Below are 14,612 nucleotides of genomic sequence, written 5' to 3' on the forward strand. Positions count from 1 at the left end.
GTAAAAACGATTAAGTCAGCACAGGATGGATTCGAGTGACTTAATCGCTGGCTACATTAGTGAAGTGAAAAAACCTTCGTCAATGAAAATTCTGACAAATTCTCTGAATTGGTTGACCAGTTGGTAAGAAAGGTGACTCGCGTCTAATAAATGGTTTTTTTCGAGGAAATACATCAAATATTAATTGGGGGGTTAGTACCAAGTGGGGGCGTGGGACTGGCGGTTCACAGGTAGAGACAAAAGGGCGGGGGCTCAAAAGATTGGGACGTAGATCATAAAACCGGAGAGTAGGGGGATCCCGGGCCGGGCCCGGGATCGAGAAAAGTGCCCTCGCTACGCGAGGGACACTTCAGTTACTGGTGGTCAATCCAGTAATCATAAACAACGACTTCACCGTAGTTGTCCGGATGGTCCGCCAGGTCTCCTTCGCGATCAGCATTACTCTGCGTGTAATTACCAATCTTGAAGTAGGCGTCTCCGTAACTACGGTCCATCACGTAGTCGTTGGAGCCGTCACGCACCAGATACTGATCCGCATTGCCGGACAGGAAGGCGTTGGCAAGGTTGCCGTCTTCGCTGTAGTAGGCGTAGTGCCGGCCGTCCACTACTTCGAAAATAATTTCGTGAGTAGTGCCCAGCTGGTAGCCGGTCTTGATGGTGAGGTCATCCCGCAGCTTGCCGCCGTTGAAGCTCAGGAACAGGTGATCGCCTTCCAGGCGCAGAACCATGGCATCATCAATGCCTTCACTTTTGTTGCCGTGAATCTGCGTTGCTACCAGGTGATCTTTTACCATGGGCAGGTGGGTAATCGCCTGCTTCACGTACACGATGTGTTGGCCATCGGTGGTCCAGTAAACATCCTTGCTGCCGTCCGGCTCACGCTCACGCAGCTCGGAACGGATATAGCTGGAGTTTGGCGTGGTACCGTTGTCGGTGCGAATTGGTGCATAAAACACCATGCCATCGCCCGCATCGTTTACGTAGAAGTACTCGTTATTGGCCTCGCCACACAGGGTTTTATCTTCTTCACCGGTGGGGTAGGTGATCTTCCACTGGTTGCAGTTTTCCATCAGGTCTGAAGGTACACTGCCGGAACCGGAAGAAGAACCACCTGAAGAGCCGCCGGAAGAACTACCCGAAGAGCTGCTGGAAGAACCGCCGCCAGAACTGGAGCTGGAAGAGCCGCTATCGCCGTCGTGGGTAACCTCAAAGTTGTAGAAGGAAACTTGGGCGTAATCGTCGCTGTCGCCACCATTGTTCTGGTTGTAGGAACCGGCTTTAAAGTAGAACCAGTCATCGTTGTACTCTTCAGCCCAGAAAATGGTCTGACGTGCCCAGGTGCCATCGGCCTTGGTCACTGTCACGGTCATTTCACGGCCTTCGACGTTGACTTCGTAGCCCCACTTCTCGCCGAGCTCGATACCGTCTTCTACCGGTTCAACGGTAGAGGTCAGGCCGTACTCGTTGGTGTCGGAATCACCAAACAGCGGAATGAAGATCTCGGTATCGGAATCCTCATAGGCCATATAGACCCAGCCTTTGGTATGTCCTGGCAGTTTACGATAGTAGACCTTGAACGGCTCGTTATCAGACGCGTGAATCTGTCCTACAACAACGCGGCCAACGCGCCATTCAGAACCAGAATCGTAGGTGTCGGATACACGATCCACAGAAATGGTGGCTTTCATATTGCCATTCACGCCCGCCGCTGCGCTCTGGTCAGAGCTGGAGGCAGTGGAAATGACCCAGTTGTTGCCGAGGCTGGTGGTACCCGCACTCTCGTTCAGCATCTCGCGCAGTTCGCTGCGGGAGTAGGACGAGTTGGAGGTGGAGCCACCGGTGTTGGGGCACTGGAACACCATGGCGCCTGTGGCGCTGTCGGTGTAGAACTCATTCGCGCTGACCTGCGGAGGATATTCTTCGCTGGCATCCGGATAAGTGATTTTCCATTTGCTCAGATCAAAGTTTTCATCGGGGTCCGCGGAAGGATCGAGATTGGCCATTGGCAGGGTGCCACCGGTACCGTACTCCAGGCAGCCAACGGTCACGCTGCTGCCGGTGCTGGAAGTGTCGCAGTTCCCGGAGCCGCCACTGCTGCTGCCACCACTGCTACTACTACTGCTGCTTCCACCACCGATCGGATCGGTGTTGCCGTTTTCTTCACTGACGCTCATTTCGGTCAGCGAGTTCCAGGAGTTGGAGCTGTTGCCGTAGCCAACATAGCGCACGTAGCGCGCTTCGGTCTCAAATAGGGAGAAGTTTTCCTGCGCGGTAGTGTTACCGCTGCTGACACCACCGTACAGTACGGTCTCCCAAGCGGAGCCGTCATCACTGGTCTGGATGTCGAACGAGGAAGTGCGCTGATCGCCCTTGTAGAACGCGATGTTCGCGCTGCCTACAACCTGCGATTGCCCGAGATCCAGCTGCAGCCATTGGCCACTGCCGTCGGCGGACCAGCGGGTGCCGAGATCATCATCCAGAACATTTTCCGGGCCATTGCCATCGTCGCTGCTTGCGGTCGCGACCACAGCTGGTTCACAGGCCGGACAGCCAGGATCGCCGGGGTCACCGGGATCATCAGACGAAGTAGTAATGTCGACTTCACTGATGCTGTTCCAGTCGTTGGAGGAGTTGCCGTAGCCCACAATACGCACGTAGCGCGCGCTGGTGTCGGTCACATCAAACGTCTGCAGGTTGGCGGTGCTGGAAGGCTGGTCTCCGGAGAATACGGTCTGCCAACTGCTGCCGTCGGTGGACGTCTGAATGTCCAGGGTCGCGGTTCTCTGGTCGCCTTTGTGCAGGGCGATTTCCAGTGCCTCGACCGTGTAACTGGTTCCAAGATCGTAGCGGATCCATTGTCCATCACCCTGGGCAGACCAGCGCGTGGATAGGTTATTGTCCAGAGTATTTTCAGGTGTGTTGCCATCATCGCTAGACGCAGTGACACCCACAGGATCAGCGGCAAAACACACTGTCGCTTGCGAAGCAAGCAACAGCGCAGCCGCCAATTTCATAGGCGAGTATTTCTGCACATTCATTACATAATTCCTTGCATTATTGTTTTTCACAGCGCGCACGAACCCACCGACAAGCTTTTGGAGGAAGCTCGCCTAGAGAGTGCCGCGCGATGAAATTCATTAAAGAAATTATTACAAACTACGAAACCACGAATGTGGTCATTGCAATAACAATCAAGCCAATAATTATTATGTGGATAAGGCTTGATCGATATTTACATTACTGAAACGAAAAAACGTTCGTCAATTAAAATCCGGAAAAATTGAAACAATTGGTTGACCAGTTCGAGTTTTTCGAGAACTACGTCAAAATCATGGTACTTTTTCCGAAGATAATCCTGTTTCACTGGAAATGAATATTTTTCTGAAACAGGTCAGAAGATAGCGCGCTCGCGTATGCGAAAAGGTGAAGCGCAGCGTGGAAAGAAATAAAAAATTATAAAACGGCGAGGGGAGGTGGACGGGCAAACGAGTGACCGGTTACTGGCTCTGGTCGAGTTGGGATTTGCGTTGCGCCAGGCGCGCTTTCCATCGCTTCACCACCTGCCAGCGCCAGATCGCCTGCATGGCAAAGTAGGCAGCGGTCGCAAAGAAGATCGCGAAAATCAGAGAGCCGGAAAACAGCGGCAGCCAGATACGCCCGACTTCCTCGGTCAGCCACTCCCAAGACAGCTCGATCTTGAATGGCATGGGCGGAGTGCCGAGTATCCAGGCGCCAAGCTTGTAGGCGCTGTAAAAAATCGCCGGCATGGTCACCGGGTTGCTGATCCAAACCAGAGCCATCGACAGGGGCAGATTGCAGCGGAACCACAGTGCCAGCAGTGCCGCAATCAACATCTGGCCGGGCAGGGGAAGAAAGCTGGTGAAGATACCCACCGCGAAGGCCACAGAGACCGAATGGCGGTTCAGGTGAAACAGGTTGGGGTCGTGCAGCAGGGTGCCCAGAAACTTCAGGCCATTATTTGCGCGCACTTGCTCGGGAGTTGGCAGCCAGCGCCTGATAACACTCTTAGGCATGATGTTGTTCTGCTCGGTACTCTCGAAATTGGTTCCGGTCCGGTCACCGGTACTACATTAACGGGAATCTGGGTGTCCTGTAGTCGGCATCTATCCTAAGAATAGAGTGCCCAACACACATTCCGCCGGCGCGAGCCTGGGCCGGCGCGGCGCTATTATGCCCATATCACTATTTCAAGACTACCATTCTGGGCGCGAACCACCGGAACTGCCCCGATTCCAGCCCATTTCCCCGGTTTACAGGCCCCTGGCAGCCGTACCGCTCGTAGTTTCCGTGACTTTCTAGTCAGTCGCTAAATGACAAAATGTTGACATATTTTGCGGTTGACGTGGAAAAGGTGGGCAAATATCCTGACTCAAACTAAAAAGTGTCGACAATCTTGGTTGGCACAATCCGGTATAGAGAATCGGGATAGCGATGACGATGGAATCCGCCAAAGACCAGTCGACGGAAGCGCCAGCCACGATGAGCGAGGTGCCGCCGGCGAATGCGCCCACGGCCACTGCCGGTAAACCTGCCCGTGGCTCCCAGAGCCTGGCTGACCGGCTGTTTCTGTCCCTGCGCAAAGATATCGTGGAAGGGCGAATCGCCGCCGGCAGCAAGATCAGCGAGCCGGAACTGGCCCGTCGCTTCGACGCCAGCCGCGGCAGCCTGCGCGAAGCTCTGATGCGGCTGGAATCCCTCAGTCTGATCGAGCGCCGGGTCAACGTAGGCGCCCGCGTGGTCGATCTCACCGAGCGCGGCCTGCTGGAAATTTACGACGTGCGCGAGGCGCTGGAAGGCATGGCCTGCCGCCTGGCCGCCGAGAACCGCAGCGAAGACGACCTGCTGGAGCTGCGCCGGATGCTGGTGCGCCATGAGCAGCAGGAAGAACTGAAGCAGGGCACCGCCTACTACCAGCCGGAAGGGGACTTCGACTTTCACTTCCGCATTGTGCAGGCGTCCCACAACGACCTGCTGATCGACACCCTGTGCAACAAGCTCTATTACCGCGTGCGCATGTACCGCTACCAGCTGGGTATGGCCAGCCCCCGCGCGCACCGCGCCTTCCGCGAACACAGCCACATTATCGAGGCCATCGAGGCCGGCGATGGTGAACTGGCAGAAATCCTGATGCGTCGCCATATCCGCGCGTCGCGCAGCAATATCGAAAACAAGCTTTCCCAGCAGAATTGAACAGAAAAGAGGCAGTTATGAGCAGACCAGAATCCGCCGGCGCACGCTTTCGCCAGGCCCTGAGCGACAATCAGCCCCTGCAGGTTGTCGGTACCATCAACGCCTACACCGCGATCATGGCCGAGCGCATCGGTCACCAGGCCATCTACCTGTCCGGCGGCGGCGTGGCCAATGCTTCCTACGGCCTGCCGGACCTGGGTATGACCAGCATGAACGACGTACTGGAAGACGTGCGCCGCATCACCGCCGCCTCCAGCCTGCCGCTGCTAGTGGATATCGATACCGGCTGGGGTGGCGCTTTCAATATCGCCCGCACCATCAAAGAAATGATCCGTGCCGGCGCCGCGGCGGTACATATCGAAGACCAGGTCGCCCAGAAACGCTGCGGCCACCGCCCGAACAAAGAGATCGTCTCTAAAGAGGAAATGGTTGACCGCATCAAGGCCGCTGTGGACGCCCGCGATGACGACGACTTCTTCATCATGGCCCGTACCGATGCCTTCGCACAGGAAGGCCTGGAAGCCGCCATCGACCGCGCCCAGGCATGTATCGAAGCCGGTGCCGACGGTATCTTCGCCGAAGCCGTCACCGAACTCGAACACTACCGCGCCTTTAAAGATGCATTGAACGTCCCGATCCTCGCCAACATCACCGAATTTGGTAAAACCAAGCTGTACAACAAAGCCGAGCTGGGCGAGTCCGGCGCCGACATGGTCCTCTATCCACTGTCCGCCTTCCGTGCCATGAACAAAGCCGCGGAAAACGTCTACAGCAGCATCCTGCAAAACGGCGACCAGCAGGCCGTAGTCGACACCATGCAGACCCGCGCGGAGCTCTACGACTACCTGAACTACCACGAGTTCGAAGACAAGCTCGATAACCTGTTCAAGAAGTAATTCATCAACCCAGCGTCATCCCGGACTCGATCCGGGATCCAGCCAGAGGTTGTCGACAGGCACCGAACTGGATACCGGCCTACGCCGGCATGACGAACAATAAACCCAGCGTCATCCCGGGCTCGATCCGGGATCCAGCCAGAGGTTGTCTACAGGCACCGAACTGGATACCGGCATACGCCGGCATGACGAACAACAAACCCAGCGTCATCCCGGGCTCGATCCGGGATCCAGCCAGAGGTCGTTGACAGGCACCGAAATGGATACCGGCATACGCCGGCATGACGAACAACAAACCCAGCGTCATCCCGGGCTCGACCCGGGATCCAGTCAGAGGTCGTCGACAGGCACCGAAATGGATACCGGCATACGCTGGCATGACGAACCAAAAACGCAAACTGATAGGGGAATTAGAGATGGCAGAGAAAAAAGTTGGCGGAGCAGGCCTGCGCGGCCAGGTCGCGGGCAAGACCGCACTTTCCACCGTAGGCGTATCCGGCTCCGGCCTGACCTACCGCGGCTACGACGTAAAAGACCTGGCAGAAAACTGCGAGTTCGAAGAAGTCGCCTACCTGATCTTCAACGGTGAACTGCCCACTCAGGCCCAATTGAACGACTACAAGGGCACCCTGAAAACCATGCGTGGTCTGCCAGTGGCCCTGCGCGAAGTACTGGAGCGCATCCCCGCCGACGCCCACCCCATGGACGTCATGCGCACCGGTTGCTCCATGCTGGGCAACCTGGAAGGCGAAGAGTCCTTCGATCAGCAGCAGGAAAAAGCCAACCGCCTGCTGGCCGCGTTCCCCTCCATCATTTGTTACTGGTACCGCTACAGCCACGACGGCGTGCGCATCGAGACCGAAACCGATGATGACTCCATCGGCGGCCACTTCCTGCACATGCTGCGCGGCGAAAAGCCCAACGCACTGCACGAGCAGGTCATGAACGTCTCCCTGATCCTGTACGCGGAGCACGAGTTCAACGCGTCCACCTTCACCGCGCGCGTCTGTGCCTCCACCCTGTCTGACCTGTTCAGCTGCATCACCGGCGCCATCGGCTCCCTGCGCGGCCCGCTGCACGGCGGCGCCAACGAAGCCGCGATGGAACTGATCGAGAAGTTCTCCTCCGCCGACGAAGCAGAAAAAGAACTGCTGGGCATGCTCGAGCGCAAAGAAAAGATCATGGGCTTCGGCCACGCGGTTTACACCGAATCCGACCCGCGCAACGCCATCATCAAACAGTGGTCGGAAAAACTGGCCGCGGACGTGGGCGACGACGTGCTCTACCCGGTATCCGTACGCTGCGAAGAAGTCATGTGGCGCGAGAAGAAGCTGTTCTGTAACGCCGACTTCTTCCACGCCTCCGCGTACCACTTCATGGGTATTCCCACCAAATTGTTTACGCCGATCTTCGTGATGAGCCGTGTAACCGGCTGGGCCGCCCACGTATTCGAACAGCGCGCCGACAACCGCATCATCCGCCCAAGCGCGGAATACACCGGCCCGGAGCTGCGCAAAGTAACCCCAATCGCAGACCGCTAAACACTTTCTATATCGTCATTCCGGCGAAGAGCCTGTGCCGGACTTGATCCGGTATCGGAATCCAGCTCCCCTGAACCACCAGCGAGCACTGGATCCCGGATCAAGTCCGGGATGACGAAAGAGGTGCCCATCACTCCGCCCCGTCGTCAATCCGGCGACGGCTGGAATCCAGCTCCCCCAAACCACCCGCGGGCACTGGATCCCGGATCAAGTCCGGGGTGACGGGTAAAGAACATCAAGCACCAATCAACCCGAACGGGTGATATACGATGAACACCGAATACCGCAAAAAACTCCCCGGCACAGACCTCGATTATTTCGACACCCGCGAGGCCGTCGAAAACATCCAGCCGGGCAGCTATGAAAAACTCCCGTACACATCCCGCATCCTCGCGGAGAACCTGGTACGCCGCTGCGAACCCGAAAACCTCACCGCAGCCCTGAAACAAATCATCGAGCGCAAACGCGACCTCGACTTCCCCTGGTTCCCCGCGCGCGTCGTCTGCCACGATATTCTCGGCCAGACCGCACTGGTGGACCTCGCCGGCCTGCGCGACGCCATCGCAGAGAAGGGCGGTGACCCCGCCAAAGTAAACCCGGTCGTGCCCACCCAGCTGATCGTCGACCACTCCCTGGCCGTCGAGTACCCCGGTTTTGAAAAAGACGCGTTCGAAAAGAACCGCGCTGTGGAAGAGCGCCGCAACGAAGACCGCTTCCACTTCATCAACTGGACCAAGACCGCGTTTGAAAACGTCGACGTCATCCCGCCCGGCAACGGCATCATGCACCAGATCAACCTGGAGAAAATGTCTCCGGTTGTGCAGGTCAAAGATGGCGTCGCCTTTCCGGATACCTGCGTCGGCACCGACAGCCACACACCCATGGTGGATGCACTCGGCGTAATTTCCGTGGGCGTGGGCGGTTTAGAGGCCGAAAGCGTCATGCTCGGTCGCGCCTCCTATATGCGCCTGCCCGACATCGTCGGCGTCGAACTGACCGGCAAACTGCAGCCCGGCATCACCGGTACCGACATGGTATTGGCATTGACCGAGTTCCTGCGCCGCGAGCGCGTAGTGGGTGCCTACCTCGAATTCTTCGGCGCAGGCGCGTCCAGCCTGAGCCTCGGCGACCGCGCCACCATCGCCAACATGACGCCCGAATACGGCGCAACCGCCGGCATGTTCGCCATCGATGAGCAGACCATCGACTACCTGAAGCTCACCGGCCGCGACGACGAGCAGGTAGCCCTGGTAGAAAAGTTTGCGAAAGAAACCGGCCTCTGGGTAGACAGCCTCAAAAATGCCGAATACGAGCGCGTACTCAAGTTCGATCTCTCTTCTGTCGGCCGCAACCTCGCCGGCCCCTCCAACCCGCACGCACTGCTGCCGGTATCGGAACTGGCGAATCGCGGTATTGCCAAAGACTGGGAGGACGGTTGGAATAAAGAGAAAGGCGAGATGCCGGACGGCGCGGTGATCATCGCCGCAATCACCAGCTGCACCAACACCAGCAACCCGCGGAACATGATTGCCGCGGGCCTGATCGCACGCAACGCCAACAAGCTCGGTCTGACCCGCAAGCCCTGGGTAAAAACCTCCCTGGCACCGGGTTCCAAAACCGTAAAAATGTACCTGGAAGAAGCCGACCTGCTGCCGGAACTGCAACAGCAGGGCTTCGACGTGGTCGCGTTTGCCTGCACCACCTGTAACGGAATGAGCGGCGCGCTGGATCCGAAAATCCAGAAAGAAGTCATCGACCGCGACCTCTACGCCACCGCCGTACTGTCCGGCAACCGTAACTTCGACGGCCGTATCCACCCCTACGCCAAGCAGGCCTTCCTGGCTTCACCGCCCTTGGTGGTCGCCTACGCCATCGCCGGCACCATCCGCTTCGATATTGAAAAAGATGTACTGGGCCACGACAAAGACGGCAACCCGGTAACCCTGAAAGATATCTGGCCGAGCGACGAAGAGATCGACGCGATCGTCAAACAGAGCGTGAAGCCCGAGCAGTTCCGCCAGGTCTACATCCCGATGTTTGACCTGAACAAAGCGGAAGCAGAGAAGGGCGAGCCGCTGTACCACTGGCGCCCGCAAAGCACCTACATCCGCCGCCCACCGTACTGGGAAGGCGCACTTGCAGGCGAGCGCAGCCTCAAAGGCATGCGCCCGCTGGCGGTACTCGGTGACAACATCACCACCGACCACCTGTCGCCGTCCAATGCCATCCTGGCCAGCAGTGCGGCCGGTGAATACCTGGCGAAAATGGGCCTGCCGGAAGAGGACTTCAACTCCTACGCCACCCACAGGGGTGATCACCTCACCGCCCAACGCGCCACCTTCGCCAACCCGAAACTGTTGAACGAAATGGTGCGCGACGACAACGGTGCAGTGAAGCAGGGCTCCCTTGCCCGCGTGGAGCCGGAAGGCAAGGTCACCCGTATGTGGGAAGCCATCGAAACCTACATGGACCGCAAGCAGCCGCTGATCATTATCGCCGGCGCCGACTACGGCCAGGGCTCCTCCCGCGACTGGGCCGCCAAGGGCGTGCGCCTCGCCGGTGTCGAAGCCATCGTGGCCGAAGGCTTCGAACGCATTCACCGCACCAACCTGATCGGCATGGGCGTACTGCCCCTGGAATTCCAGCCCGGCACAACCCGTGAGACGCTGGGCATCGACGGCACCGAAACCTTCGACGTTCTCGGCGAACACACCCCAGGCGCAACCCTGACCCTGCTGATCCACCGCAAAGACGGTGAGACGGTGGAGGTCCCGGTCAAATGCCGCTTGGACACCCAGGAAGAAGTCTCCATCTACAGCGCCGGCGGCGTCCTCCAACGCTTCGCCAACGACTTCCTCGAAGCCGAAGCCAGCGCCTAAGCCTGTTTAAATCGTCATCCCGGACTCGATCCGGGATCCAGAGATAACCTCGTCATGCCGGACTTGATACGGCATCCAGCTAGTGCCTCGTCATCCCGGCGCAGGCCGGGATCCAGCTCCGAGGCCCTGGATCCCGGATCAAGTCCGGGATGACGCAATAAGTGATTAAACCCATGACTCATACTCCCCAAAACTTCCCCCCACAAATCCGGGTCCCCGCCACCTACATGCGAGGCGGCACCAGCAAAGGCGTCTTCTTCCGCCTACAAGACCTCCCAGAACCCGCCCAGGTCCCAGGCCAAGCCCGAGACAACCTGCTACTCCGAGTAATCGGCAGCCCCGACCCCTACGGCAAACAAACCGACGGCATGGGCGGCGCCACCTCCAGCACCAGCAAAACGGTGATCGTCTCCAAGAGCGAACAGCCCGAACACGACGTCGATTACCTGTTCGGCCAGGTCGCCATCGACAAACCGTTCGTAGACTGGTCCGGCAACTGCGGCAACCTAACCGCCGCCGTCGGCGCCTTCGCCATCAACAGCGGTTTTGTCGATGCAGCGCGTGTTCCAGAGAACGGCATCTGCACCGTGCGCATCTGGCAGGCCAATATCAAAAAAACCATCATTGCCCAGGTCCCCATCACCAATGGGGAAGTGCAGGAGACCGGTGATTTCGAACTGGACGGCGTCACTTTCCCCGCGGCAGAGGTCCAGATCGAATTTATGGATCCGGCCGACGGGGAAGGAGCCATGTTCCCCACCGGCAACCTGGTGGACGACCTGGAAGTACCAGGCGTCGGTACGCTAAAGGCCACCATGATCAATGCCGGCATCCCCACCATCTTCATCAATGCCGCGGATATCGGTTATACCGGCAGCGAACTGCAGGAAGCCATCAACGGTGACGACAAGGCCCTCGCCATGTTCGAAACCATCCGCGCCCACGGGGCGGTGAAGATGGGGCTGATCGCAAAGGTGGAAGAGGCCGCCGCTCGCCAGCATACGCCCAAAGTTGCTTTCGTAGCCGCCCCAAAGGGCTATATCGCCTCTAGTGGTAAAGAAGTAGGATCAGGAAGTATCGATCTGCTGGTGCGCGCCCTGTCCATGGGCAAACTGCACCACGCCATGATGGGCACCGCTGCGGTGGCCATCGGCACCGCAGCCGCCATTCCCGGCACCCTGGTCAATCTGGCCGCTGGGGGAGGGGAGCGCAATGCCGTTACCTTCGGCCATCCGTCTGGCACCCTGCGGGTTGGTGCGGAGGTGGAAATTGCCAATGGGCAGTGGACTGCTACCAAAGCCATTATGAGTCGCAGTGCGCGGGTTTTGATGGAGGGTTGGGTGCGGGTGCCCGGGAACACTTTTTAGTACTGGTCCAGGAGGCTCCGCAAAACGGTGCACGCTGTTTGAACAAGCACTGAAATTCGGAAAAGCGAGTCCAAAATTGGGCGCGCTTTTTTTGTGCCAAATTTCTAATTATTCCTTAGCTATAAAGGGCTATGTGCACACTCAATTCGACAAAATCTGGCGTGAAAATCACCCGGCTAAAGATAAGTGATTGACTCAATTCGTATTTGAAATACGATCGAATACGGCTCTACGAAAAATCTAAACACCTTGTAGAGCATGATATGTGAATGTATTAATGATTAGTTTGGCGAGTATTTCGGTGGTAGTTCGAGGTGTATGGCAGGGGCCTCTTTGCCCTTGCATCGAACAATCAAAAAACCTAAAAGCGTAAGGAGAGATCGCGGATTTACAATGTTCAGATAGAGCGAGCTACCAGTCGGGCTCGCTTTTTTGTTTCTCCAGTCTACTCCGCGAAACTTGAATAATTTGATATTGGCTGCTGTTCGATCAGAAGATGCCAGCGCTTAGAAGATCAAATAGTAAAAATACAGCTGATCTTACTCACTGTGATTAATAGACCCGTTCTTTGCAATATTGAAAAGGTGCTCTCGTGATGGGTGGTACGAGGTGAGATCGGCCGCTAGTAATAGACTCATAGTAATTTTCTCTGGGGGATATAGTGATCAATATTAGAATATGGGCATCCAAGGTTGTGGTGGGGTTACTTTTTTGTTTCTGGGTTGGCGAAATTTTTGCGCAGATTCCACCCAATTCTCGGCGCTTTCAGATCAATGATTATTACGGCCCCGACGGAAGCGGTGGATACGAACTCTATCGAGCGCATGGGTTTGCCTTACAGAGCGCAGACAATATAAAAACGAAAATATTTCTACTGCCATTGGTTGAGGCGCGAACCAACGCGATTGAATTCTACGACGAGGATGGCTTTCTATATGACCCGGCCGATAGCCCGAGGCAGCTCGCACGGTCCATTAGTATTCCGTTGGCGTTGCACCAGAAACTACCAAGTAAGGAACATACGCCAGCGTTTGTTAGCGCACTAAGCGACGGAATCTCTGTGACCAATTATATGTACCCGAGTGCGAAAGCACCTAACGGTATGCCTCTGATTTACCCGCCTGCGCAAGGCCTGGCTCCCCAGTTGCATCAAGCAAACATGGAAAGAGACAGACTCTTCGCCGAACAACAAAAAATGATCGAGCAGTTTGAGAACTATGCACCGGAGCTGGTAAACCTCTTGGAGCTAGAAATTTCCGTGCGAATTGGGTCTGAGCAAATTGCCGTTGTGTCGTACCCACATAGCTTTATAACGATGGGTGACACGCTGTCTGTCGCGGTTGAAAACCCCACTATGTATGAGCAGAACAGAATCCGCCAAGGCAAAATGGACGTGCTGGTTTCCTACAAATTCCGTGATGCTAAGACCTCCACGATTTCAGCGCGCTTCGATGCGAAGCGGATTGTCAATAGATTTCTTCGCGAGGTTCAACAATCTTCGGTGAAAAAGAAGTCGTCTGGTTGGCAGTTTCTCGGATTTGGATCCCGACGCAGTACCCTAAAAACAGCCTTCAATCAGAGTGTGGATAGTCAGTTTAAGGGCTCAACATCCGAGTCGACTACGATTGAAATGTTTGATGCTGACGACAGTATGATTGAACAGTTCGAGGCGGACTTCTTCCCCGAGCTAAGTCGCCAATCTGTGATAGAGAACCATCTCGAAGCGGCCCGTATTGCTGCGGCGTCTGGAAATGAAAAGCTGCGCGATCTGCACCTGAAGTACGCCGATGCGGTTGAAAATAGTAACCCCGATCTGGAAGTGGATGTGGCGGATGCCGTGGCTTCTCTCTCCGCCGGTGACTACGCAGGGTTTTTAGCAAAAGGAGTTCGTTGGGGTGACCACCGGGCCACCGGTAATAGTTCGTTCCGTCGAGTGATAAATGAGCAAGCGGCGATTGACAAAAACAAAGCCTGGAGTCAAAGCCGGACGGTGTCGGTCCAACGCTCATTGACGATGAAGGCTGATCGCCTGAATACTTGGGAGCAGTGGCCTGACATGGGCATTTGTGGAGTGGTCTCGTATAACTATCAGGTGCCGATCGAACGCTGGAATGGATGGCAATGGGTGCAGAAGGTAGGCGTCATGCCCACATGTGTAACTGAGAATGGTCCAGCTCGCTCAGCAGGTATTATTCCTGGCATGATCGTGGCTGATTTTGATGGTGAGCTGTTCACCTCATCGTTGGAGGCGGAGGACTTTCTACGTCGCTATAGACCCGGCGATCGTGTTACGGCAAGAGTGGTGGATTTCCCGCCGGGTCGACCACCGCAGTACACAGATTACGACATCCAATTATCTGCAGGGAAACCAATCAAACTATGAATACCTTACGGATTACCGTTCTTACCATTTGCGCTTCGATGTCCTCTTACGCAGCCACAGCCCAGGAGGTACCTCGGTGTCACGTGTATGTGGATCGCGCAGGATGGGTGGCGAGTGACGTTTCAAAAGTAGTCAAAGTGCGCTACGACAGTGCCCGTCTGTGTGATACGACACTCAAACACTATGTCTGTTACACCTATTTTGAGAGTCGAGAGGGCTGTAATAAGAATGACGCTAGCCTGGTCGACCTTTTCTTGAAGGATGCACGCGCTGCAGGAGAAGTCATTGATTGATGCATTGACGGTTACGCGAGTTCTCTGGCTCTGAGTAGGATA

8 protein-coding genes are annotated in these 14,612 nt (G+C 56.4%); 6 read left to right on the forward strand and 2 right to left on the reverse strand.

Annotated features, from left to right (window positions below):
• Positions 1–353: 353 nt before the first annotated feature.
• Both LRR79_RS10775 and LRR79_RS10780 read right to left on the reverse strand, forming a co-directional pair.
• Complete coding sequence (locus LRR79_RS10775; RefSeq protein ID WP_269455073.1) at positions 354–3,038, reverse strand: polysaccharide lyase family 7 protein; 2,685 nt, start codon at positions 3,036–3,038, stop codon at positions 354–356.
• Positions 3,039–3,497: 459 nt separating this feature from the next.
• Positions 3,498–4,034, reverse strand: coding sequence for a DUF2062 domain-containing protein (locus tag LRR79_RS10780; RefSeq protein ID WP_231757212.1), 537 nt, complete (start codon positions 4,032–4,034; stop codon positions 3,498–3,500).
• A 418-nt stretch (positions 4,035–4,452) separates the two neighbouring features.
• On the opposite strand from LRR79_RS10780, the gene LRR79_RS10785 reads away from it, so the two are divergent.
• The 6 genes from LRR79_RS10785 (at position 4,453) to LRR79_RS10810 (ending at position 14,277) form a co-directional block, all read left to right on the forward strand.
• Positions 4,453–5,211, forward strand: a complete 759-nt coding sequence (locus LRR79_RS10785; RefSeq protein ID WP_231757213.1) for a GntR family transcriptional regulator — start codon at positions 4,453–4,455, stop codon at positions 5,209–5,211.
• Positions 5,212–5,228: 17 nt separating this feature from the next.
• Positions 5,229–6,107, forward strand: a complete 879-nt coding sequence (prpB, locus tag LRR79_RS10790) for a methylisocitrate lyase (RefSeq protein ID WP_231757214.1) — start codon at positions 5,229–5,231, stop codon at positions 6,105–6,107.
• A 416-nt stretch (positions 6,108–6,523) separates the two neighbouring features.
• The gene (prpC, locus tag LRR79_RS10795) at positions 6,524–7,648 is read left to right on the forward strand and encodes a bifunctional 2-methylcitrate synthase/citrate synthase (protein WP_231757215.1); all 1,125 of its coding nucleotides are present in this window, start codon (positions 6,524–6,526) and stop codon (positions 7,646–7,648) included.
• Between the two features lie 269 nt (positions 7,649–7,917).
• Positions 7,918–10,527: a Fe/S-dependent 2-methylisocitrate dehydratase AcnD gene (acnD, locus tag LRR79_RS10800; protein WP_231757216.1), complete on the forward strand. Its 2,610-nt coding sequence runs from the start codon at positions 7,918–7,920 to the stop codon at positions 10,525–10,527.
• Between the two features lie 173 nt (positions 10,528–10,700).
• Positions 10,701–11,894: a 2-methylaconitate cis-trans isomerase PrpF gene (gene prpF / locus LRR79_RS10805; RefSeq protein WP_231757217.1), complete on the forward strand. Its 1,194-nt coding sequence runs from the start codon at positions 10,701–10,703 to the stop codon at positions 11,892–11,894.
• 661 nt (positions 11,895–12,555) lie between these two features.
• On the forward strand, positions 12,556–14,277 hold the full coding sequence (locus LRR79_RS10810; protein ID WP_231757218.1) for a PDZ domain-containing protein: 1,722 nt from the start codon (positions 12,556–12,558) through the stop codon (positions 14,275–14,277).
• Positions 14,278–14,612 lie beyond the last annotated feature (335 nt).

Origin of the sequence: Microbulbifer elongatus, from assembly GCF_021165935.1 — a bacterium.
In the GTDB taxonomy this organism is placed as follows: domain Bacteria; phylum Pseudomonadota; class Gammaproteobacteria; order Pseudomonadales; family Cellvibrionaceae; genus Microbulbifer; species Microbulbifer elongatus.

Bases quoted from the DNA above. Each gene is read 5' to 3' on its own strand.
- LRR79_RS10775 (WP_269455073.1), bottom strand. From the start codon at position 3,038: ATGAATGTGCAGAAATACTCGCCTATGAAATTGGCGGCTGCGCTGTTG.
- LRR79_RS10780 (WP_231757212.1), bottom strand. From the start codon at position 4,034: ATGCCTAAGAGTGTTATCAGGCGCTGGCTGCCAACTCCCGAGCAAGTG.
- LRR79_RS10785 (WP_231757213.1), top strand. From the start codon at position 4,453: ATGACGATGGAATCCGCCAAAGACCAGTCGACGGAAGCGCCAGCCACG.
- prpB (WP_231757214.1), top strand. From the start codon at position 5,229: ATGAGCAGACCAGAATCCGCCGGCGCACGCTTTCGCCAGGCCCTGAGC.
- prpC (WP_231757215.1), top strand. From the start codon at position 6,524: ATGGCAGAGAAAAAAGTTGGCGGAGCAGGCCTGCGCGGCCAGGTCGCG.
- acnD (WP_231757216.1), top strand. From the start codon at position 7,918: ATGAACACCGAATACCGCAAAAAACTCCCCGGCACAGACCTCGATTAT.
- prpF (WP_231757217.1), top strand. From the start codon at position 10,701: ATGACTCATACTCCCCAAAACTTCCCCCCACAAATCCGGGTCCCCGCC.